This is a genomic window from Streptomyces sp. 130 (genome assembly GCF_007096885.1).
Lineage (GTDB): Bacteria > Actinomycetota > Actinomycetes > Streptomycetales > Streptomycetaceae > Streptomyces.
The window spans coordinates 1-19,753 of record NZ_VJNO01000030.1 but is presented as its reverse complement, the minus strand read 5'-3'; the positions used below and the strand labels follow the sequence as shown (position 1 = coordinate 19,753).

The following is a 19,753-nucleotide window of genomic DNA, read 5'->3' as shown; positions in this document are numbered from 1 at the left end:
GCCGCCATGTACGAGCTGTCCCGGGTCCGCCTCTACTCCATCGGACCGGCCGGCGCACGCTACGCCGACACCGTGCTCGACCTGCGCGGAGTCGGCGAGCCCGTGCCCCGCCCCGCCCCGGCGCAGGCGGAGTTCTTCGAGGAGGAGCCGGTCGGCCCGCCGCGCCGGCCCGCCCCCGCCGGTGTCCTCTTCCTGGAGAACGGCGGCGGCAAGTCCGTCCTGCTCAAGCTGATCTTCTCGGTGATGCTCCCCGGCCACCGCAACACCCTCGGCGGCGCCAGCTCCGGGGTGCTGCGCAAGTTCCTGCTCGCCGACGACTGCGGCCACGTCGCCCTGGAGTGGCAGCACACACTGACCGGCGAGTGCGTGGTCGTCGGCAAGGTCAGCGAGTGGCGCGGACGCCAGGTCTCCAACGACCCCCGCAAGTTCGCCGAGGCGTGGTATTCGTTCCGGCCCGGCCCCGGACTCGGCCTCGACTCGCTGCCCGTCGCCGAGTCCACCGCGGTCGGCCGCCCGGCCGAAGGGGTCTCCGGCGCCCGCGGCCGCCGCCGCACCATGAAGGGCTTCCGCGACGCGCTCACCGAGGCCGGGAAGTTCTACCAGCACCTCGACGTGCACTGGGAGGAGATCCACGACCGCTGGAACGAGCACCTGGGCGACCTGGGCCTCGACCCCGAACTCTTCCGCTACCAGCGCGAGATGAACGCCGACGAGGGCGAGGCGGCCGGCCTCTTCGCGGTCAAGAAGGACTCCGACTTCACCGACCTGCTGCTGCGCGCCGTCACCGACACCCGCGACACGGACGGCCTCGCCGACCTCGTCAGCGGCTTCGGCAACAAGCTCGGCCGCCGCGCCGAGCTCACCGCCGAACGCGACTTCACCGCCGGCTCCGCGGACCTCCTCGGCCGCATCGTCGAGGCCGCCCAGGCCCGCGCCCGCGCCCGCGACATCCACGCCGGCTCCGAGCGCCGCACCCGCACCCTCGCCCGCCGCCTCTCCGCCCGCGCAGGCGAGGAGCGCGGCCGGGCCGCCGAGCTCGCCCACCAGGTCACCGCCGCCGCCCACACCGTCACCGGCGCCGAGGAGACCCGCGGGCGCCGCGCCCTCATCGCCGCCGAACTCGCCTACCGGCACGCCTCGCTGGCGCTCACCGCCGCCGAGAAGAGCGCCGCCGCCCAGCGCCGCGAACTGGCCGACGCCCGCACCCTGCACGCCGCCTGGCAGGCCGCCGAGGCCGTCCTGCGCCACCGCGCGGCCGCCGACCGCTCCGCCCGCGTCGCCGCCGCGATCCGGGAGGCCGAGCGCGACGCCGCCCCCGCCCTCGCCGCCCGCGCGAGCGCCGCCGCCGACCTCGTACGCGCCCTGCACACCGCCGCCGAGGCGGGCGAGAGCCGGGCCAACGAGGAGGAGGAGCGCTCCGTCGCCCTGCAGAGCGCCGGAGAGGCCGCGCACCGGGACGCCACCACCGCCGCCACCGAGGCCCAGCGCGCCCGCAGCGAGGCCGGCCACCTGCGCCAGCGCCTGGCCGAGGTCGAGCAGGAGACCGCCGAAGCCGTCCGGGCCGGCTGGCTGGACGACACCGCGCCGCACGCCGACCCCGCCAGGGCCGCCCTCGCCGCCAACGACGCCGAACAGGCCGCCGTGGCCGCCTGGGACACCGCGCGCGAGGCCGCCGGGGCCGCCGCCGACCGGGCCCGCCAGGCCACCGCCGACGAGTCCCGCGCCGAACTGGCCGCCGCCCGCGCCGCCGACGCCGCCCGCGCCGCCGAGCAGGCGTACGAGGCGGAGCTGAGGGCCGCCGAGGCGATCGCCGCCGAACCGCGCCTCGCCGAGCTGCTGGGGCTGCCCGGCGCCCGGACCGGCGCCGTCCCCCGGCCCCGCCAGTCCGCCGCGCCCGACCCGGAGCCCGCGTCCGACGACCGGCAGCGGCCCGACGACAGCACCGGCCCGGACCCCACCGCCCACCCCGGCGGACAGCCCCTCACCGCCGACGAGTTCGACCGCGGCGCCGACGAACTGCGCGACCTGCTCGACCGGAACGTCGCCACCGCCGAACGCCGCCTGTTCGAACTGCGCACCGCCGCCGCCGACGACGCCCGCATCCTGGGCGCCCTCGGCGACGGCGGCCTCCTCCCGCCGAGCCCGGACGTCCTGGCCACCGTGGAATACCTCGGCGAACAGGGCATCCCCGCCCTCCCCGGCTGGCGCTACCTCGCCCAGGCCGTCGACCCCGCCGACCACGCCGCCGTCCTCGCCGCCCGGCCCGAGCTCGTCGACGGCGTCGTCATCACCGACCCCGACGCGCACGCCCGCGCCCGCGACGTCCTCGGCGCCGCCGCCCTGCTGCCCCGGTCCGCCGTCGCCGTCGGCACCGCCGCCGCCCTCCTCGCCCCCGTGCCCGGCCCCGGTGCGCCCGGCGCCACCGAAGACGTCTTCCTCGTACCGCCGAACCCGGCCATGCACGACGAACACGCCGCCGACGAGGAGCGCCAGGCCCTGCGCAGCCGCGCCGCCGCCCGCGACGAGGACATCCGGGTGCTCGCCGCCCGCCTCGGCGCCGACCGCGCCCTCGCCGCCCGCATCGGCTCCTGGCGCGCCGACTGCCCGCCCGGCATGCTCGCCGAGCTCGCCGAAGCGGCCGGCACCGCCCGCGCCGCCGCCGAGACCGCCGAGGCCGTCCTCGCCGAGGCCCGCACGGTCCGCGCCGAGGCCGACGAGGCCGCCGCCGACACCGCCCGCGTCCGCGAGGAGCGCCAGGAGGCCGCCCAGCGCGCCCGCCGGGCCGCCGACGCGCTCGCCGGACTCGCCTTCCGGCTGCGCGAACGGGCCGGCTGGCAGGCCAAGCTGCGCGAACTGACCGACGAGGCGGCGGAGAGCGAGGCCCGCGCCACCGTTTACCTGGAGCGCGCCCGGGCCGCCGACGAGGACCGCCGCGCCGCCCAGCGCGCCGCCGACGACGCCCGCCGCACCGCCCGAGCCCTGCGCGCCGAACGCGCCGAGATCGCCGGCGCCCCCGAACACCTCCCCGACCTCGGCGAGGACGCCCCCCGCCAGGCGCTGCCCGCCCTGCGCGAGGCGTACCGGGCGGCGTCCCAGCTGTACGAGAAGGTGGGCGTCGGCGCCGACCTGCGCGCCGAGCAGGCCCGCGCCGAGAGCGACGAGAGCGCCGCCCTCGCCGAACTGGACCGCCTCACCAACAAGGTCCGCACCCGGGCCGCCCAGCTCCTGGAGGGCACCGACGGCGCCGACGGCCCGTCCCGGCAGGCCGCGGCCGCCCGCGCCGAATCACTCGTCCAGCTCCTGGAGACCCGGGCCTCCGCCGCCAGCGAGCAGCTGGGCCGGCTGCGCGGCGAGGCCGAACGCCTGGCACCCGCCGACGGCGAGAGCCTGCACACCGAACTGCCCGACGACCAGGTGCCCGCCGACGCCGAGCAGGCCCAGGCCCTGCTGCGTACCGCCACCGCCGAGCTGGCCGCGGCCACCGCCGCGCTGGACACCGCCCGGGCCGCCCACGCCGAGCTGCTGCACGCCCACCGCGCCGCCGAGGACGCGGCCGGCGGATTCGACGAGACGGCCGCCCTGCTGCGCGACCTGCTCAGGGACCACGGCGCCGAGGACGACCCGGAGGCCCCCGAGCCGTACCCGGGCAGCCTGGAGGAGGCCCGGCAGTCCGCCGCCGAGGCGCGCCGCTCCCTGCGCGGCTGCGCCGCCGACCTCTCCGCCGCCGAAGCCGCCGTCCGGGAGGCGAGCGACGTCCTCGTACGGCACGCCAACTCCACCCGCTACGAACAGGTCCGCACCCCGGCCCGGCAGCAGATCCGTGAGCTGCCCGCCGCCGCGCTCCCCGAGCACGCCGAGAAGTGGGCCGCGGCCTTCGCGCCCCGGCTGCGCGTCCTCACCGACGAGCTGGCCCAGCTGGAACGCAACCGCGACTCCATCGTGGACCGGCTGCGCGGCCTGGTCGAGTCAGCGCTCACCACCCTCCGCTCGGCCCAGCGGCTCTCCCGGCTCCCCGAGGGCCTGGGGGAGTGGTCCGGGCAGGAATTCCTCCGCATCCGCTTCGAAGAGCCCGACCAGACCACCCTCACCGAACGGCTCGGCGAGGTCATCGACGAGGCGACGAGAGCGGCCCTCCGGAAGAACTCCGACCTGCGACGCGACGGCATGTCCCTGCTCCTGCGCGGGGTCCGGGCGGCCCTGGAACCCAAGGGCGTCGCCGTCGAGATCCTCAAGCCGGACGCCGTGCTGCGCGCCGAGCGCGTGCCGGTCGGACAGATGGGCGACGTCTTCTCCGGCGGACAGCTGCTCACCGCCGCCATCGCCCTGTACTGCACGATGGCCGCCCTGCGCAGCAACGACCGGGGGCGCGACCGCGCACAGCACCGGCACGCGGGCACGCTCTTCCTGGACAACCCGATCGGCCGCGCCAACGCCACGTATCTGCTGGAGCTCCAGCGGGCGGTGGCCGACGCGCTCGGCGTACAACTGCTGTACACCACCGGCCTGTTCGACACGACGGCCCTCGCGGAGTTCCCGCTCGTCATCCGACTGCGCAACGACGCGGACCTGCGCGCCGGGCTGAAGTACATCAGCGTCGAGGAGCACCTGCGCCCCGGGCTGCCCCAGCAGGACCCCGGCAGCGAGACGGTGCACGGCGAGATCACCGCGACCCGCATGTTCAAGCGCGGCGCCCCGGCGCCCCGGACGCCGGACGCGTCCGAGACGGCCGAGGAGACGCGCAGCCGCTGAGGCCGCCGGGCGCCGTCAGGCCCGGGACAGGCGGTCGGCGCCCCGGCGGCCTATCCGCGCCGCGTCGCGTCGCGCGGCGCGGGCCTCACGCCGTGCCCTGCGCCGCTCGCGGCGCAGCTGCCGCGCCGAGCTGCTGGGCTCGGAGACCACACCGTTGCGCTGGTTCCACACCTGACGGGTGATCCAGACGTCCAGCACCGCCCAGGTCGCGACCACCGTGCTCGCCACCCCGCTCAGCACCATCGGGAACGAGAGCCAGGACCCGGCCAGCGCGGTGAGGAACGCCACCATCGCCAGAATCATCGTCAACGACATGACCAGCACCGCCCGCACCGCCGCCGTGCGCACCGGATCGGGCATGCGCCGGCGCGTGGCCGGCTCCTCCACCCACAGTGGCGGCCGCCCCGGCGCGCCCGCTTCCCCCGTCGGCTCCACCGCGCCCCCACGCTCCTGTGTGTCCAAGGCCGTTCACTCCCACCGCTGTCCGACTTCAGGGTTGCTGCCCGGCATACACCCTTTCCACACGGCCGGTCCGTCCCGTCCGCCCGAGCGTGTCCCGCCAGCCCTCATACCCCCGTACAGACAGACGAGTGGTCAGGGGTGAAGATTCCTCACAGCCGTCACGAAACGAAGAATTCCAGCCAACCGGGACGTGAAGGAACCTGCCACGCCCCAGGGCCTCTTCTGTCACTTTCGTGAATTCCATCTCCCGGAATACCGGAACATGACATCGTCAACTACCGGCAAGGCGGCCGAAAATCGTCCGGACACCCCTTCGAGTTGCCTGTCTGTCGGTAGTAGGCTCGCGCCGTTTGTTGACGAAACCCGTCCCCGGTCCCGCGGGGATGACCTGGGGGAGGCCATGCGCTTTCGCGGAAAGTCCATCCGCAGGAAGATCGTGGCCTTGCTCGTGGTGCCCCTCGTATCGCTCACCGCCCTCTGGGGATTCGCCACCTATCTCACCGGGCGCGAAGCCGGGAAACTGCTCGGTGCGAGCACCGTGGTGGAAAAGGTGGGCCATCCCCTGGAGGACACCGTCCGGGTCATCCAGGACGAACGCCGTCAGACCCTCGTCTTCCTCGCCGATCCACGCGCGTCCGACGCCCTGCCCATACTGCGCCGGCAGCGTGCCGTCACCGACCGCGTCGTGGCCCGGGTCCGCGAGAACGCCGGGCAGAAGGACATCCGCGACGCCCTCGGCGCGACCGCGGAAACCCAGCTCGGTTCGATACTCGGCGCCGTCGACGGACTCGACGCCCTGCGCGAGTCCGTCGACAAGCGCACCATCGGGCGGCTCAAGGCGATGGCCTACTACAACCGCCTGATCGACCCCTGCTACCGATTCCTGGCCGGCCTGCACACCATGGAGAACGTCTCCATGGACCGCCAGGTCCGCGCGCTGACCGGCCTGTCCCGCGCCCGCGAAATGCTCTCCCGGGAAGACGCCCTGCTCGCCTCCGGACTCCTGGCCGGCCGCCTCACCGCCCCCGAACTCCGCCAGATATCCGACCTCGTCGCCCAGCGCGGCCTCCTCTACGAGACCAATCTCGACCTCCTCCCCGCCGCCGAACGCCGCCGCGTCCAGGAGTACTGGCAGGGCCCGGACAGCGAACCCCTGCGCTCCGCCGAGGACCGGATCATCGCCCGGGGCCCCACCACCGGCCCGCGCACCGCCGACGCCGCCCGCTGGCAGGAGGTCGCCCCGGCCGCCCTGGAACGGCTGGCCAACGACTCGACGGAGATGAACAACCGCTTCAAGGACCGCGGCAAACCCGCCGGCTACGGCATCCTGATCAAGGCGGGCATCGCCGGCGTCCTCGGCTTCCTCGCCCTCGTCGTCTCCGTCTTCGTCTCCGTGCGCATCGGCCGCGAACTCGTCCGCGACCTCACCCAGCTCCGCAAGGACGCCCACGAGGTCGCCGGCGTCCGCCTGCCGAGCGTGATGCGCCGCCTCGCCGCCGGCGAACCGGTCGACGTGGAGACCGAGTCCCCGCACCTCCAGTACGAGCGCGACGAGATCGGCCAGGTCGGCCAGGCCCTCAACACCCTTCAACGCGCCGCCGTCGAGGCCGCCGTGAAACAGGCCGACATGCGCCGCGGCGTCTCCGAGGTCTTCGTCAACCTCGCCCGCCGCAACCAGGTCCTGCTCCACCGCCAGCTCACGCTCCTGGACACCATGGAGCGCCGCACCGAGAACACCGACGAACTCGCCGACCTCTTCCGCCTCGACCACCTCACCACCCGCATGCGCCGGCACGCCGAGGGCCTGGTGATCCTCTCCGGGGCGGCCCCCTCCCGGCAGTGGCGCAAGCCGATCCAGCTGATGGACGTGGTCCGGGCCGCCGTCGCCGAGGTCGAGGACTACGAACGCATCGAGGTCCGCCGGCTGCCCCGGATCGGGGTGGGCGGCCCGGCCGTCGCCGACCTCACCCACCTGATCGCCGAGCTCCTGGAGAACGCCACGGTGTTCTCGCCGCCGCACACCGCGGTCCAGGTGCACGGCGAGCGCGTCGTCAACGGCTTCACCCTGGAGATCCACGACCGGGGCCTCGGCATGCCCCCGGACGCCCTGCTCGACGCCAACCTCCGGCTCGCCGAGACCCCCGAGTTCGAGCTGTCCGACACCGACCGCCTCGGCCTCTTCGTGGTCAGCCGGCTCGCCCAGCGGCAGAACGTCCGGGTCTCCCTCCAGACCTCCCCGTACGGCGGCACCACCGCCGTCGTGTTCATCCCGGCAGCCCTCCTCACCGACGCCCCCGAGTCGCACGGCACCGGCTTCCGCCTCGACCGCAGGGCCGAGAAGGCCATCGACGGCAGCACGCCGGACGGCGACACCCGGCGGCCCGGGTCCGACGACCCGGCGACCGGCCGGCCGGGCGGCCTCTCACCGGTCCCCACCGGTCTGGCCGGCCCGGTCCTGCGGAACGGCCCCGTCGAGCTGGAGGGCGACGAACCGCTGGACTTCACCCGCGACCCGGTCCTCGAAGCGGTGGCCGGGCCCGGGCTCGACGCCGTGCTCGACGGCGTACGCGACCTGGAGGACACCGAGAGCGAACGCGGCGGCATCTTCCGCGCCCGCGCCCTGCGCCGCGACGGCGACCGCGAACAGCACCAGCAGGCCCCCGACGACGGCGTGCGGGCGCTGCACCCCGAGGGCGTCCGGCCACTGCCCCGCCGGCGCCGCCCGCCCAGGCCGGTCACCGACCTGGGCCGCCGGACCGACGCGGCGGGCCGCGCGGAGAACGGGGCGGGAGGCCGCGCCCACCCCGGGTCCGAGGACCGCGACCCGTTCGGTCTCGTGGACACCCCCGCCGTGCCCGCGCCGCGTACGCCCGAACCGGCCCCCGACACCGTGGGCGGACTGCCCCGCCGCGTCCGGCAGGCCAGCCTCGCGCCGCGGCTGCGCGAGGCACCGGACAGCCGCACGACGAGGCCCGCCCCGGTGGAGAGCGGTGACGACACCGAGCGGGACGCCGAAGAGGTACGCAGCCGTATGGCTTCGCTCCAGCGCGGCTGGCAGCGCGGCCGCCGGGAGAACGCCGAGGACCCGACGGGCCCCGGCGACATCGCACCAGGAACCACTCCGGGAGGGGACGGTCCATGACCGCACCGAACGCCGCCGCGATCGACTCCGCAGGCCAGGGGTCCGGCGAACTCAACTGGCTCCTCGACGAACTCGTCGCGCGCGTCGCCAGCATCCGCAAGGCGCTGGTGCTCTCCAGCGACGGGCTGCCCACCGGCGCGTCCAAGGACCTGACGCGGGAGGACGGCGAGCACCTGGCCGCCGTCGCCTCCGGCTTCCACAGCCTGGCCAAGGGCGTCGGCCGCCACTTCGACGCGGGCGGGGTCCGCCAGACCGTCGTGGAGCTCGACGAGGCGTTCCTCTTCGTCACGGCGGCCGGCGACGGCAGCTGCCTCGCCGTCCTCGCCGAATCCGACTCGGACGTGGGGCAGGTGGCGTACGAGATGACGCTCATGGTCAAGCGCGTGGGGAGCCACCTGGCCAACGCGCCCCGGACGGCCGGCCGGCCCTCCGGGGGGTGAGCGGACGCCATGAGCGCCGTATCGCCCGCCTCCCCGGAGACCCCGGAAGGACCGCGGACCCCACGCTGGTACGACGACGAAGCGGGACCCGTCGTCCGCCCCTACGCGATGACGCGCGGACGCACCGGCAGCGCGTCCCGCCACCGCCTCGACCTGATCGCGATCGTCGTGCCCGAGCCCGCGGCCGACGATCTGGACAGCGACCAGACGCTCTCCCCGGAACACGTCGAGATCCTCGAACTCTGCGGTGAGCTGCCCCAGTCGATCGCCGAGCTCGCCTCGTCCCTGGACCTGCCCGTGGGCGTGGTACGGGTGCTGGTGGGCGACCTCGTGGACGACGAGCTGGTACACGTGACCCGACCCGTTCCGCCGGCCGAGCTGCCGGACGTGAACATTCTCCGTGAGGTGATCAATGGCCTTCGGGCGCTCTAGCCGCAGCAGGCGGCCCGTGGAGCCCGTCACCCTCAAGATCCTGGTGGCGGGCGGCTTCGGAGTGGGCAAGACGACGCTCGTGGGCGCGGTCAGCGAGATCCGGCCGCTGCGCACGGAGGAACGGCTGACCGAGGCCGGCCGCCCGGTGGACGATCTGGAGGGCGTCGAGGCGAAGACGACGACGACCGTGGCCATGGACTTCGGGCGGATCACGCTCCGCGAGGACCTGGTGCTGTACCTCTTCGGCACACCGGGGCAGGACCGGTTCTGGTTCCTCTGGGACGAGCTGGCACAGGGCGCCCTGGGCGCGGTCGTGCTCGCGGACACCCGCCGCCTGGCCGACTGCTTCGCGGCCGTCGACTACTTCGAGCGCCGCGAGATCCCGTTCGCCGTCGCCGTCAACTGCTTCGAGGGCGCGGAAGTCTTCCCGGAGGCGACGGTACGCGCGGCGCTCGACCTGGACCCGCGGGTGCCGCTCCTGATGTGCGACGCGCGGGACCGGGCCTCGGCACGTGATGTGCTGGTGGCCGTGGTCGAACACGCCCTGGCCCACACGGACCGCCCGCGCGAGCCGGTGTCGACCTAGCTAGATGTGCCGGCCGTTCTCCGCCAGCCACTTCTCGGCGGTCCGCGCCAGCTCGTGGTCGCGCCCGGCCAGCATCATGCGGATCATCTGCGCGTCACCGCGCAGCGACCAGGCCGGGTGGCCGAAGGTGGCCGGGTTGTTCTTCTCGATCAGGAAGTGCGCGGGCCAGGCCGTGCCGTAGCCGATGAGCGGCAGGGCCGCCAGATACCGCTTCCGGCCGCGCGCCAGTCCGTACGCGCTGATGGCGAGGCCCGTCAGGGTGCCGGTGAGATGCACCCAGCGGGTCGCCGCCCGGGAGTGCATCGCGACGTAGTACGGCCAGAACTCTTCATACGAATCGAACGTCTGCTGTGGCATACGGGCACCGTAACGGCTGATCCCGCAACCGGGAACGGCTGCGCCGCGTCCGTAGAGGAGGACGGGCGGCCGGGAGCCACGGGGGTGCTCCCGGTCGCCCGTTACGCCGCGCCGGCCGGCTCAGTGCCCGGCGACCGACCTGCGGGCCACCGGGAAGTCGAAGTAGGTGTCCGGGAACGCCTCGGGCCGGAAGGTGTAGTGCCACCATTCCTCGGCCAGGTTCACGAAACCGGCCTCGGTGAGCGTCTTCTTCAGGAACTGCCGGTTGGCGCGCTGCACCCCCTGGATACGGGGGTCATCGGTGTGCGAGAGCGTGTCGAAGCAGTCGAAACCCGTGCCCATGTCCACCGAGTTGTCGGGGAAACGGTCGCCCTGCGGCGCGTAGCACGGCACCAGTTCCTCGCCCGGGCGGTACGGCCTGGCCGGCAGGGCAGGCAGCCGCACGAGCGTCAGGTCCACGGTGCTTCCCCGGCTGTGCCCGGACTTCTCCGCGATGTAACCGTCGGCGAAGAGGCGGGACTTGTCGACCCGGGGATAGAACTCGCCCTTCATCGCCTCGTCGTCCGGATCCTTCGCCCACCGCACGAAGTGGTCGACGGCCCGCTGCGGGCGGTAGCAGTCGTACACCTTCAGCGAGTAACCCAGCCGCAGCAGCCGGAGCTGCGCGCGGTGCAGGGCCTCGGCGGCCAGCCGGGTCAGGATGCACAGGGGCTGCCGGTAGCCGTCCACGGGCTCACCCATGAAGTCGTGGGCGGTGGCGTAGCGCATCTCCTGGATGATCGTGGGATCAACCGAACGCAGCGAGACGAACTCCCGGGGCGCCTTGGGCTCGGACTCCGCCCGCGCCACCGGGGCGGTCAGGGTCACGGCGAGCAGGGCGGCGGCGGTGGACGCCAGGGCACGGAAAGCGGTCGCGAGGGCTGTCATGAGCACATCCTCCATGGTCCGTGCCCGCCGCGAAGGCGATCCGGTACAGTCCGCGCGGGTCCGCCACCGGTTCCACGCCCGGTCACCACGAGCGCCGGCCCGGCCCCGCGAGAAACGGAGCAGCCCGTGACGTTCTCCCACTGCCCCGCCTGCGGAGCCGCCTACACCGGCCTCCCGGCCCCCGACACCTGGCCCCGCACCTGCGCCGCCTGCGGCGAGACCGCCTACCGCAATCCGCTCCCGGTCGCCGTCGCCCTGCTCCCCGTCACCGACGACGGCCCCACCGGCCTCGTCGTCACCACCCGCACCATCGAACCCGCACGCGGCGGCCTCGCCCTCCCCGGCGGCTTCATCGACCACGCCGAGGACTGGCGGCACGCCGTCGTACGCGAACTGCGCGAGGAGACCCGCATCGAGGCACGCCCCGAGGACGTCCGCCTCGCCGACGCCCTCAGCTCACCCGCCGGACACCTGCTCCTCTTCGGACTGCTCCCCGCCCGCCCGGCCGCCGCGCTCCCCCCGTCCGCCCCCACCGCCGAGACGTCCGGCCACACCCTGCTCACGTCCCCCGCCACGCTCGCCTTCCCCCTCCACACCGAGGCCGTCCACCGCTGGTTCGCCGGCCGCTACCGCTGATCCTGCGTACCCCATACCAGGGCCGGGCAGTTCGCCGCCCCGCTGTCGGCTCCCACCGACGAGACGTCCGGTCATACCGAGGCCGTTCACCGCTGGTTCGCCGGCCGCTACTGCTGATCGTGCGCACCCCGCACCCGGACCGGGCCGTCCACGGCCTCGCTGTCGGCCCTCACCGGTGTGACGTCCGGCCACACCTTGCTCACGGCTCCGGTCACGCTCGCCTTCCCCCTCCGCACCGAGGCCGTTCACCGCTGGTTCGTCGGCCGCTATCGCTGATCGTGCGCGCCCCGTACCCGGACCGGGCTGTTCACGGCCTCGCTGTCGGCCCTCACCGGTGTGACGTCCGGCCACACCCTGCTCACGGCCCCGGCCACGCTCGCCTTCCCCCTCCGCACCGAGGCCGTTCACCGCTGGTTCGCCGGCCGCTATCGCTGATCGTGCGCACCCCGTACCCGGACCGGGCAGTTCACCGCCCCGCCGTCCCGCTCCACCACGACGCGCCCGTCCTCCAGCCGGGACGTGTACCGCTCGACCTCCACCGGCGCCCGGCCGTCCCCCGCCTCCCGGACCACCGTCCCGCCACCCGGGCGCCCCGCCACCGGCGCCCACACCTCCAGCTCCGGGCCGCCGCCCGCACCCCGCACCGGAATCACCGCCCCCGCCCGGGCCAGCACCGGCACCCGGGACAGCGGCGCCTCCACCACCACCCGCCCCGGTCCCTGGTACACCGCCCCGCTCACCGTGTCGTACCAGCGCCCCGGCGGCAGCCGCACCGCCCGCCGCACCACCCCAGGCTCCAGCACGGGCGCCACCAGCAAGGCGTCACCGAGCAGGAAGGCGTCCTCGCAGTCCCGCAGCGCCCGGTCCCCGGGCCAGGCCCACCACAGGGGCCGTACGCACGGCGCGCCGGTCAGAGCCGCCAGCCGCTCCAGGGTCACCCAGTACGGCCGCAACCGCTCCCGCTCCAGCAACACCTCACGCGCGGCCGCCAGCACCTCGGCCCCGGACTCCCACGGCTCACGGCGCCCGGCGTCGATCGCCGCGTGCGTACGGAACAGCGGCAGATACGCCCCCAGCTGCAACCACCGCAGATACAGCTCGGGCGACGGCGACCCGTCGAACCCGCCCACGTCGGACCCCGAGTACGGCACCCCGCACAGCCCGAGCCCCAGTACCCGCGCCAACGACGCCCGCAGCCCCGGCCAGCCCGTCGCCGCCGGGCCCCTCCCGCCCCGGACACCCCGGGCCCAGGCCGGCGCAGGGGCCGCCCCCGTCAGCGACGACCACCCGGCCAGCACCCGGGCCGGCGTACCGGCCACCGCCCAGCAGCGCAGCGGCCCGCCGTCCACCCGCACCTCCGAAGCGCCCCGCCGGTCGTGCCCGGACCCCGCGCCCTCCTGCCCCTCCCGCAACGAGACCCGGCCCGGCCGGCAGTTGTCGTAGAAGACCAGGTGCGTCCCCGCGTCCGCCACCACCAGCTGCACCGGCATCGTCGGATACGGCGGACCGTCCACCGGTCCGGAGCGCCCGCCCGGGACCGTGTTCCCCAGCGCGTACACCCCGTCCCGCAGCCGAGGCCCCGCCGCCGGACCGCCCAGCCCGAAGAACCGCGCGTCCGCCGGAACCTCCGAACGCTGCACCCACCGCGCGTCCCCGCCCGCCACCGGCTCCCACCAGCGCGGCGGCAGCTCCCGGCGCAGCACCACCCCGCCCGGCGTCCGCAGCTCCACCGCCCCGTGGCGCGACACCGTGACGGTCAGCCGCTCCGCCACCACCTGCCAGCCCCCATCCGTACCCGGCTCCAGCACCACCCGCGAATCCGCGGCGGGCGCCTCCCCTTCCAGCGCGGACGAATGCCCCGGCTCCGCCCCGTCCCACCCCCAGAACACCGCCCCGCCGACCGCCACCCGAATCCGCAGCTCCGAACGGGCGAACCGCACCACCCCGCCCCCGGGCCCCGGCTCCGCCCCCGTCACCGGACCCGGCACCCGCGCCCGCTCCGGCCCGCGCCCCGGCAGCGCCCGCGCGTCCTCGCGTGCCCGGCGCCAGGCCGAGCCCACCGCGCGAAGCCCCCGCCTCGAACCCACCAGCTTCACCGAGCCCACCAGGTCACGACCGTTCATGCAGCTCAGCCTGCCACCCGCCCGGCCGCGAGCAAGGGCCGTTCAACTTCCGTTCACCCGGCACCGGACGCGGCGGGAGCACATAACCGGACAGGGAACCATGTCCGGACAACCCTGGTGCGAAAGACGATCACATGGCATCGTCCGTGACGTCGCCTCACGCGCACACCCCCGCACGTGCGCGCGACCTGCGCACACTCCGCGTACCCGCTACAGCCAGGGAGCCGCCCCCATGACCTCAGCAGCCGACGAAGCCCCCCTGTGGCAGCCCGGCCCCGACCGCGTCGCGGCCGCCGCAGTCACCCGATTCCAGAGCTGGGCGGCCGAACACCACAAAGCCCCCGCCGAGGGCGGCTACGCCAGTCTGCACCGCTGGTCCGTCGACGAGCTCGACACCTTCTGGAAGGCCGTCGCCGAATGGTTCGACGTGCGCTTCTCCACCCCGTACGAGCAGGTCGTCGGCGACCGTTCGATGCCCGGCGCCACCTGGTTCCCCGGCGCCACGCTCAACTACGCCGAGCACGCCCTGCGCGCGGCCGAGGACCCCCTGCGCGCCGATGTGCCCGCCCTGCTCCACGTGGACGAGAGCCACACGCAGGTCCCGACGTCCTGGTCCGAGCTCCGCCGCCAGGTCGGCTCGCTCGCCGCCGAGCTCCGCGCCCTCGGCGTCACCCCCGGCGACCGCGTCAGCGGCTACCTCCCCAACATCCCGCAGGCCGTCGTCGCCTTCCTCGCCACCGCGGCCGTCGGCGGGATCTGGACCTCCTGCGCCCCCGACTTCGGCGCCCGCAGCGTCCTCGACCGCTTCCAGCAGGTCGAACCCGTCGTCCTGTTCACCGTCGACGGCTACCGCTACGGCGGCAAGGAACACCACCGCGCCGACACCGTCGCCGAGCTCCGCCGCGAACTCCCCACCCTGCGCGCCGTCGTGCACATCCCGCTGCTCGGCACCGACGCCCCCGAGGGCGCCCTCGACTGGGCCTCCCTCACGGCCGCCGACACGGAACCGGTCTTCGAGCAGGTCCCCTTCGGCCACCCGCTCTGGGTGCTCTACTCCTCGGGCACCACAGGACTGCCCAAGGCCATCGTCCAGTCCCAGGGCGGCATCCTGGTCGAACACCTCAAGCAACTCGGCCTCCACTGCGACCTCGGCCCCGAGGACCGCTTCTTCTGGTACACCTCCACCGGCTGGATGATGTGGAACTTCCTCGTCTCCGGTCTCCTCACCGGCACCACCCTCGTGCTGTACGACGGAAGCCCGGGCTACCCGGACGTCAGCGCCCAGTGGCGCGTCGCCGAACAGACCGGCGCCACCCTCTTCGGCACCTCCGCCGCCTACGTCATGGCCTGCCGCAAGGCCGGCATCCACCCGGGACGCGACTTCGACCTCTCCCGCGTCCAGTGCGTCGCCACCACCGGCTCCCCGCTCCCCCCGGACGGCTTCCGCTGGCTCCACGACGAGGTCGCCGACGACCTGTGGATCGCCTCCGTCAGCGGCGGCACCGACGTGTGCAGCTGCTTCGCCGGCGCGGTGCCCACCCTGCCCGTCCACATCGGCGAACTCCAGGCCCCGTCCCTCGGCACGGACCTCCAGTCCTGGGACCCCGCGGGGCAGCCGCTGACCGGCGAGGTCGGCGAGCTCGTCGTCACCAAGCCGATGCCCTCCATGCCGGTCCGCTTCTGGAACGACCCCGACGGCAGCCGCTACCACGACAGCTACTTCGACGTGTACCCCGGCGTCTGGCGCCACGGCGACTGGATCACCCTCACCGACCGCGGCTCCGTCGTCATCCACGGCCGCTCCGACTCCACCCTCAACCGGCAGGGCGTCCGCATGGGGTCCGCCGACATCTACGAGGCCGTCGAACGGCTGCCCGAGATCCGCGAATCCCTCGTCATCGGCCTGGAGGAACCGGACGGCGGCTACTGGATGCCGCTCTTCGTCCACCTCGCCGAAGGCGCCACCCTGGACGACGCCCTCCGCGACAGCATCAAGCGGACCATCCGCGAAAACCTCTCGCCCCGCCACGTCCCCGACGAGGTCATCGAGGTCCCCGGCATCCCGCACACCCTCACCGGCAAACGCATCGAGGTTCCGGTCAAGCGCCTGCTCCAGGGAACGGCCCTGGAGAAGGCCGTCAACCCGGGCTCGATCGACAACCTGGAACTCCTCCACTTCTACGAGAAGCTGGCCCGCGAACGCCGGTGACCGCACCATTGTCAGTGCCCGTGGTTACGCTGAGTGAGCAATGATCGACAGCGCACTGGGGGACATCATGGCGCAGACAAGGAAGAAGCGGACCACCGTCCACGGACGGGCCGTGACCACCACCATGCGACGCACGCTGCGCCGCGAAGCACCCACCACCATCGGCCTGCTGGCCGATGAGGAGGACTTCGCGGCGATGCGCCGCTTCCGCACCTTCACCTTCAAGGACCACGGCGTCTACCTGGAACAGGTGGAGGCCCTGCTCAAGGCCCTCACCGCGCAGGGCGTGCACACCACGGTCGCCCTCTTCGACCCGCTGGAGTACGTGCGCTACTGCGCGGAGGCCGGCATCGCCCCCGACACCCCGGCAGGCCGCAGCCGCTTCACCGCGGAGATCGCCGCCTGCGGAGCCACCGTCACCTACGAAGGGCAGCCCCTGGAGGCCCTGATCCAGGTGCTCGTCGGCCGCGCGGTCCGCCGGGCCACCTGGGAGTACGCCACCCTGCTCCTGGCCGGCCTCGGGGAGTGCGCGGACTGCGGCCGGGACATCGGAGGCGCCGCTTTCGACCGCGCCTCCCACCTCTTGGAGCGCATCCTGGAAGCGGCCGGACCCGGCACCCATCACCTCGTGTGCAGCACCCCCACGGAGAACGACCAGCTGCTCGCCGCCCTGCACACCGAGCTGCCCGCCTCGGGCTCCGTCCTGCTCGACACCTCCGAGGGCGCCGAGTTCGTGAGCGTCCTCGCCGTCGCCATTGCCCTGGAGAGCCACGGCGGCGTCGTCCTGCGTACGAGCACACCCGGTGCCCCGGACCGCGTGCACGGCTGGCGGCTGAGCCGGGGCAATCTCGACCCGCTCACCGCCGGCGAGGTCTTCAGCGCCTACTGCACCGACGCCGACACGGGTGAGCCGGTAGCCCCCGAGTCCGGCGTGGAGTACTGCGCGGGCTTCGACATCGGCGCCGACGAACCGGAGGAGCACCGCTGACATGACGAAGGGGCTTCCCGCCGGTCCCCGGCGGGAAGCCCCTTCACTGATCGTCGCGTCGTCCGGTCCCGGACTACTCGCCCGACAGCACCGCCTGCGCCGCCCGGCGCGCGTCCTCGGCGGAGTCCGCCGCGCGCGCGGCCGACGCCGCCCGCTCGCACTGCGCGAGCGTGTACTTGGCCAGTGTGGCGCGGACATAGGGGATGGAGGCCGCACCCATCGACAGGGACGTCACACCCAGACCCGTCAGCACACAGGCGAGCAGCGGATCGGAGGCCGCCTCACCGCAGACACCACAGCTCTTGCCCTCGGCCTTCGCCGCCTCGGCGGACAGCGCGACCAGATCGAGCAGGGCCGGCTGCCACGGGTCCTGGAGCCGGGAGACGGCACCGACCTGACGGTCGGCGGCGAAGGTGTACTGCGCCAGGTCGTTGGTGCCCAGCGACAGGAACTCCACCTCCTGCAGCACCGAGCGCGCCCGCAGCGCGGCGGACGGGATCTCGACCATCGCACCGAACTTCGCGTTCAGCCCGGCCTCCCGGCAGGCGTCGGCGAACGCCTTGGCGTCCGCGCGGTCGGCCACCATGGGCGCCATGACCTCGAGGTAGACGGGCAGCCCCTCCGCGGCCTTCGACAGGGCGGTCAGCTGGGTACGCAGCACGTCCGGGTGGTCCAGCAGGCTTCGCAGCCCGCGCACGCCCAGCGCCGGGTTCGGTTCGTCCGCCGGGGTCAGGAAGTCGAGCGGCTTGTCCGCGCCCGCGTCCAGCACGCGCACCACGACGCGGCCCTCGGGGAACGCCTCGAGAACCGCACGGTACGCGGCGACCTGCTTCTCCTCGGACGGCGCCTGCTTGCTGTCGTCCAGGAAGAGGAACTCCGTCCGGAACAGGCCGACGCCCTCCGCACCCGCCTCCACGGCCGCCGGCACGTCACCGGGACCGCCGACGTTGGCGAGCAGCGGCACCTTGTGACCGTCCGACGTGGCGCCGGGACCGGTCGCGGCGGTGAGCGCGGCCTTGCGCGCGGCGGCGGCGCTCTCCAGCTCCGCCCGCTTCGCGTCGCTCGGGTCGACGAAGATCTCGCCGGTGCTGCCGTCCACGGCGATGAGCGTGCCTTCGGCCAGCTCGCCGGCCCCGGGCAGGGCCACCACGGCGGGGACACCGAGCGCCCGGGCCAGGATGGCGCTGTGGCTGGTCGGCCCGCCCTCCTCGGTGACGAAGCCGAGGACCAGCGCGGGGTCCAGCAGCGCCGTGTCGGCGGGGGCGAGGTCCCGGGCGATCAGGACGTACGGCTCGTCGCTGTCCGGCACGCCGGGCATCGGCACACCGAGCAGCCGCGCCACGATGCGGTTGCGGACGTCGTCGAGGTCGGCGACCCGGCCCGCCAGGTACTCGCCGGCACCCGCGAGGAGCGCCCGGTACGAGGCGAACGCGTCGTACACGCCGCGCTCGGCGGTGCTTCCGACGGCGATGCGGCGTTCGACATCGGCCATGAGCTCGGGGTCCTGGGCCATCATGGCCTGGGCCTCCAGCACGTGCTGGGCCTCACCACCGGCCAGGTTGCCGCGCGCGATGAGGTCGGCGGCCACGGCCTCCACGGCCTGCCGGGCCCGCCCCTGCTCGCGCTCCGCCTCCTCGGCCGGGATCTGCTTGGCCGGCGGTTCGAGCACCGCGGTGCCCATGTGCCGTACCTCGCCGATCGCCACACCGTGGCTCACGCCTACGCCTCGCAGCGTTGTCTCCATTTCACCCGTCTCCGGTCGTGCGGCGGCCGTTGCCTCCGCGATGGTGGATATCCAGTCGGCTGTCACTGCGCCGATCGCGTTACTGCCAGCCGAACAGGGAGTCGCCGACTCGCACGTCGCCGGTCTCGGCCACGTCGGAGAGGGATTCGGCGGTCGCCTCCAGAGCCACGACCGGGCAGACCGGCGACTTGCCGGCCTTCTCCACCTCGGCGGGGTTCCACCGGACGATGCCCTGGCCGCGGGTGACGGTGTCGCCCTTGCTCACGAGCAGCTCGAAGCCTTCTCCATTGAGCTGGACCGTGTCGATGCCCAGGTGCGTGAGCACCCCGTGCCCCTCGCTGTCGACCACTACGAAGGCGTGCGGGTGGAGGGAGACGACGATGCCGTCGACGGGCGAGACCGCCTCGGCGGGCTCGCGCACAGGGTCGATAGCGGTGCCCGGACCGACCATCGCGCCGGAGAAGACGGGGTCGGGTACGGCAGCGAGCCCAATGGCACGTCCGGCAAGAGGGGACGTCACGGTGGTCATGGGGGGCCTCCCAGTGGAGCTTCGAAGGTGCCGCCACGGCTTGATAGGAGGACGGCGTACTGCTCAGCAGAGTAAGTCATAAGAAGTCCCGGTTCCGCCCGAGTCCTGGTGGTTCAAGGACCTAGGGGGGCACCGGAAACGATTTGCCTCGACTCCCGGCAGCCTGTACTGTCGTACTCCTGCCTGGCCCCAACGCGACTTTGAGTCGGGGGTCGGCGGCGGCTATTGAGCCCAAACCCTAACCCGAAATCGGGCACCCGCATGCCTGCGGGGGGCCGGTCAGGGGGACCGGAAAGGTTTGATAGTGTCGGACTCGCCGGAAAGGGAAACGCGAAAGCGAAGAACTGGAAAGCGAAAACTGCTTGACCCGCTTCGACCGGGAATCGGACACGAAAGAGTCTGATAGAGTCGGAAACGCAAGACCGAAGG

General features: G+C 73.9%; 14 protein-coding genes. 8 read left to right on the top strand and 6 right to left on the bottom strand.

Features of this window, described 5'->3' with window-relative positions:
- Positions 1–6 precede the first annotated feature (6 nt).
- Complete coding sequence (locus FKN01_RS23120; RefSeq protein WP_143623649.1) at positions 7–4,749, top strand: hypothetical protein; 4,743 nt, start codon at positions 7–9, stop codon at positions 4,747–4,749.
- Between the two features lie 15 nt (positions 4,750–4,764).
- Here FKN01_RS23120 and FKN01_RS23115 read toward each other — a convergent pair whose 3' ends face one another.
- The gene (locus FKN01_RS23115) at positions 4,765–5,211 is read right to left on the bottom strand and encodes a hypothetical protein (protein ID WP_398933004.1); all 447 of its coding nucleotides are present in this window, start codon (positions 5,209–5,211) and stop codon (positions 4,765–4,767) included.
- A 400-nt stretch (positions 5,212–5,611) separates the two neighbouring features.
- On the opposite strand from FKN01_RS23115, the gene FKN01_RS23110 reads away from it, so the two are divergent.
- The 4 genes from FKN01_RS23110 to FKN01_RS23095 are packed head-to-tail and all read left to right on the top strand — an operon-like array spanning position 5,612 to position 9,811.
- Positions 5,612–8,353 (top strand): nitrate- and nitrite sensing domain-containing protein, encoded by a 2,742-nt coding sequence (locus FKN01_RS23110; RefSeq protein ID WP_185992955.1) that lies wholly within the window; start codon positions 5,612–5,614, stop codon positions 8,351–8,353.
- The gene (locus tag FKN01_RS23105; RefSeq protein ID WP_143623645.1) at positions 8,350–8,793 is read left to right on the top strand and encodes a roadblock/LC7 domain-containing protein; all 444 of its coding nucleotides are present in this window, start codon (positions 8,350–8,352) and stop codon (positions 8,791–8,793) included. The genes FKN01_RS23110 and FKN01_RS23105 overlap by 4 nt, the downstream gene beginning before the upstream one ends.
- 9 nt (positions 8,794–8,802) lie before the next feature.
- The gene (locus FKN01_RS23100) at positions 8,803–9,225 is read left to right on the top strand and encodes a DUF742 domain-containing protein (protein WP_143623643.1); all 423 of its coding nucleotides are present in this window, start codon (positions 8,803–8,805) and stop codon (positions 9,223–9,225) included.
- The gene (locus FKN01_RS23095) at positions 9,206–9,811 is read left to right on the top strand and encodes an ATP/GTP-binding protein (protein ID WP_143623641.1); all 606 of its coding nucleotides are present in this window, start codon (positions 9,206–9,208) and stop codon (positions 9,809–9,811) included. The genes FKN01_RS23100 and FKN01_RS23095 overlap by 20 nt, the downstream gene beginning before the upstream one ends.
- Here FKN01_RS23095 and FKN01_RS23090 read toward each other — a convergent pair whose 3' ends face one another.
- Both FKN01_RS23090 and FKN01_RS23085 read right to left on the bottom strand, forming a co-directional pair.
- The gene (locus FKN01_RS23090) at positions 9,812–10,168 is read right to left on the bottom strand and encodes a DUF962 domain-containing protein (RefSeq protein ID WP_143623639.1); all 357 of its coding nucleotides are present in this window, start codon (positions 10,166–10,168) and stop codon (positions 9,812–9,814) included.
- A 120-nt stretch (positions 10,169–10,288) separates the two neighbouring features.
- Positions 10,289–11,095, bottom strand: a complete 807-nt coding sequence (locus tag FKN01_RS23085) for a M15 family metallopeptidase (protein WP_143623637.1) — start codon at positions 11,093–11,095, stop codon at positions 10,289–10,291.
- Positions 11,096–11,221: 126 nt separating this feature from the next.
- On the opposite strand from FKN01_RS23085, the gene FKN01_RS23080 reads away from it, so the two are divergent.
- Positions 11,222–11,731, top strand: a complete 510-nt coding sequence (locus FKN01_RS23080) for an NUDIX domain-containing protein (protein WP_143623635.1) — start codon at positions 11,222–11,224, stop codon at positions 11,729–11,731.
- 425 nt (positions 11,732–12,156) lie between these two features.
- Here FKN01_RS23080 and FKN01_RS23065 read toward each other — a convergent pair whose 3' ends face one another.
- Complete coding sequence (locus FKN01_RS23065) at positions 12,157–13,854, bottom strand: glycoside hydrolase family 31 protein (protein ID WP_143623633.1); 1,698 nt, start codon at positions 13,852–13,854, stop codon at positions 12,157–12,159.
- A gap of 232 nt (positions 13,855–14,086) precedes the next feature.
- Between FKN01_RS23065 and FKN01_RS23060 the strand changes: the two genes are divergently transcribed.
- Together FKN01_RS23060 and FKN01_RS23055 are read left to right on the top strand one after the other, a co-directional pair.
- A complete protein-coding gene (locus FKN01_RS23060) occupies positions 14,087–16,063 on the top strand; it encodes an acetoacetate--CoA ligase (protein ID WP_143623631.1) in 1,977 nt (658 codons plus the stop codon).
- 40 nt (positions 16,064–16,103) lie between these two features.
- Positions 16,104–17,051: a hypothetical protein gene (locus FKN01_RS23055; protein ID WP_143623629.1), complete on the top strand. Its 948-nt coding sequence runs from the start codon at positions 16,104–16,106 to the stop codon at positions 17,049–17,051.
- A gap of 73 nt (positions 17,052–17,124) precedes the next feature.
- On the opposite strand, the gene ptsP is transcribed toward FKN01_RS23055, so the two are convergent.
- Positions 17,125–18,795, bottom strand: a complete 1,671-nt coding sequence (gene ptsP / locus FKN01_RS23050; RefSeq protein WP_143623627.1) for a phosphoenolpyruvate--protein phosphotransferase — start codon at positions 18,793–18,795, stop codon at positions 17,125–17,127.
- 79 nt (positions 18,796–18,874) lie between these two features.
- Positions 18,875–19,324, bottom strand: a complete 450-nt coding sequence (locus tag FKN01_RS23045) for a PTS glucose transporter subunit IIA (RefSeq protein ID WP_143623625.1) — start codon at positions 19,322–19,324, stop codon at positions 18,875–18,877.
- Positions 19,325–19,753: the final 429 nt, after the last annotated feature.

Bases quoted from the DNA above. Each gene is read 5' to 3' on its own strand.
- FKN01_RS23065 (WP_143623633.1), bottom strand. From the start codon at position 13,854: ATGAACGGTCGTGACCTGGTGGGCTCGGTGAAGCTGGTGGGTTCGAGG.
- FKN01_RS23095 (WP_143623641.1), top strand. From the start codon at position 9,206: ATGGCCTTCGGGCGCTCTAGCCGCAGCAGGCGGCCCGTGGAGCCCGTC.
- FKN01_RS23085 (WP_143623637.1), bottom strand. From the start codon at position 11,095: ATGACAGCCCTCGCGACCGCTTTCCGTGCCCTGGCGTCCACCGCCGCC.
- FKN01_RS23045 (WP_143623625.1), bottom strand. From the start codon at position 19,324: ATGACCACCGTGACGTCCCCTCTTGCCGGACGTGCCATTGGGCTCGCT.
- FKN01_RS23105 (WP_143623645.1), top strand. From the start codon at position 8,350: ATGACCGCACCGAACGCCGCCGCGATCGACTCCGCAGGCCAGGGGTCC.
- FKN01_RS23100 (WP_143623643.1), top strand. From the start codon at position 8,803: ATGAGCGCCGTATCGCCCGCCTCCCCGGAGACCCCGGAAGGACCGCGG.
- FKN01_RS23110 (WP_185992955.1), top strand. From the start codon at position 5,612: ATGCGCTTTCGCGGAAAGTCCATCCGCAGGAAGATCGTGGCCTTGCTC.
- FKN01_RS23090 (WP_143623639.1), bottom strand. From the start codon at position 10,168: ATGCCACAGCAGACGTTCGATTCGTATGAAGAGTTCTGGCCGTACTAC.
- ptsP (WP_143623627.1), bottom strand. From the start codon at position 18,795: ATGGAGACAACGCTGCGAGGCGTAGGCGTGAGCCACGGTGTGGCGATC.
- FKN01_RS23055 (WP_143623629.1), top strand. From the start codon at position 16,104: ATGATCGACAGCGCACTGGGGGACATCATGGCGCAGACAAGGAAGAAG.
- FKN01_RS23120 (WP_143623649.1), top strand. From the start codon at position 7: ATGTACGAGCTGTCCCGGGTCCGCCTCTACTCCATCGGACCGGCCGGC.
- FKN01_RS23060 (WP_143623631.1), top strand. From the start codon at position 14,087: ATGACCTCAGCAGCCGACGAAGCCCCCCTGTGGCAGCCCGGCCCCGAC.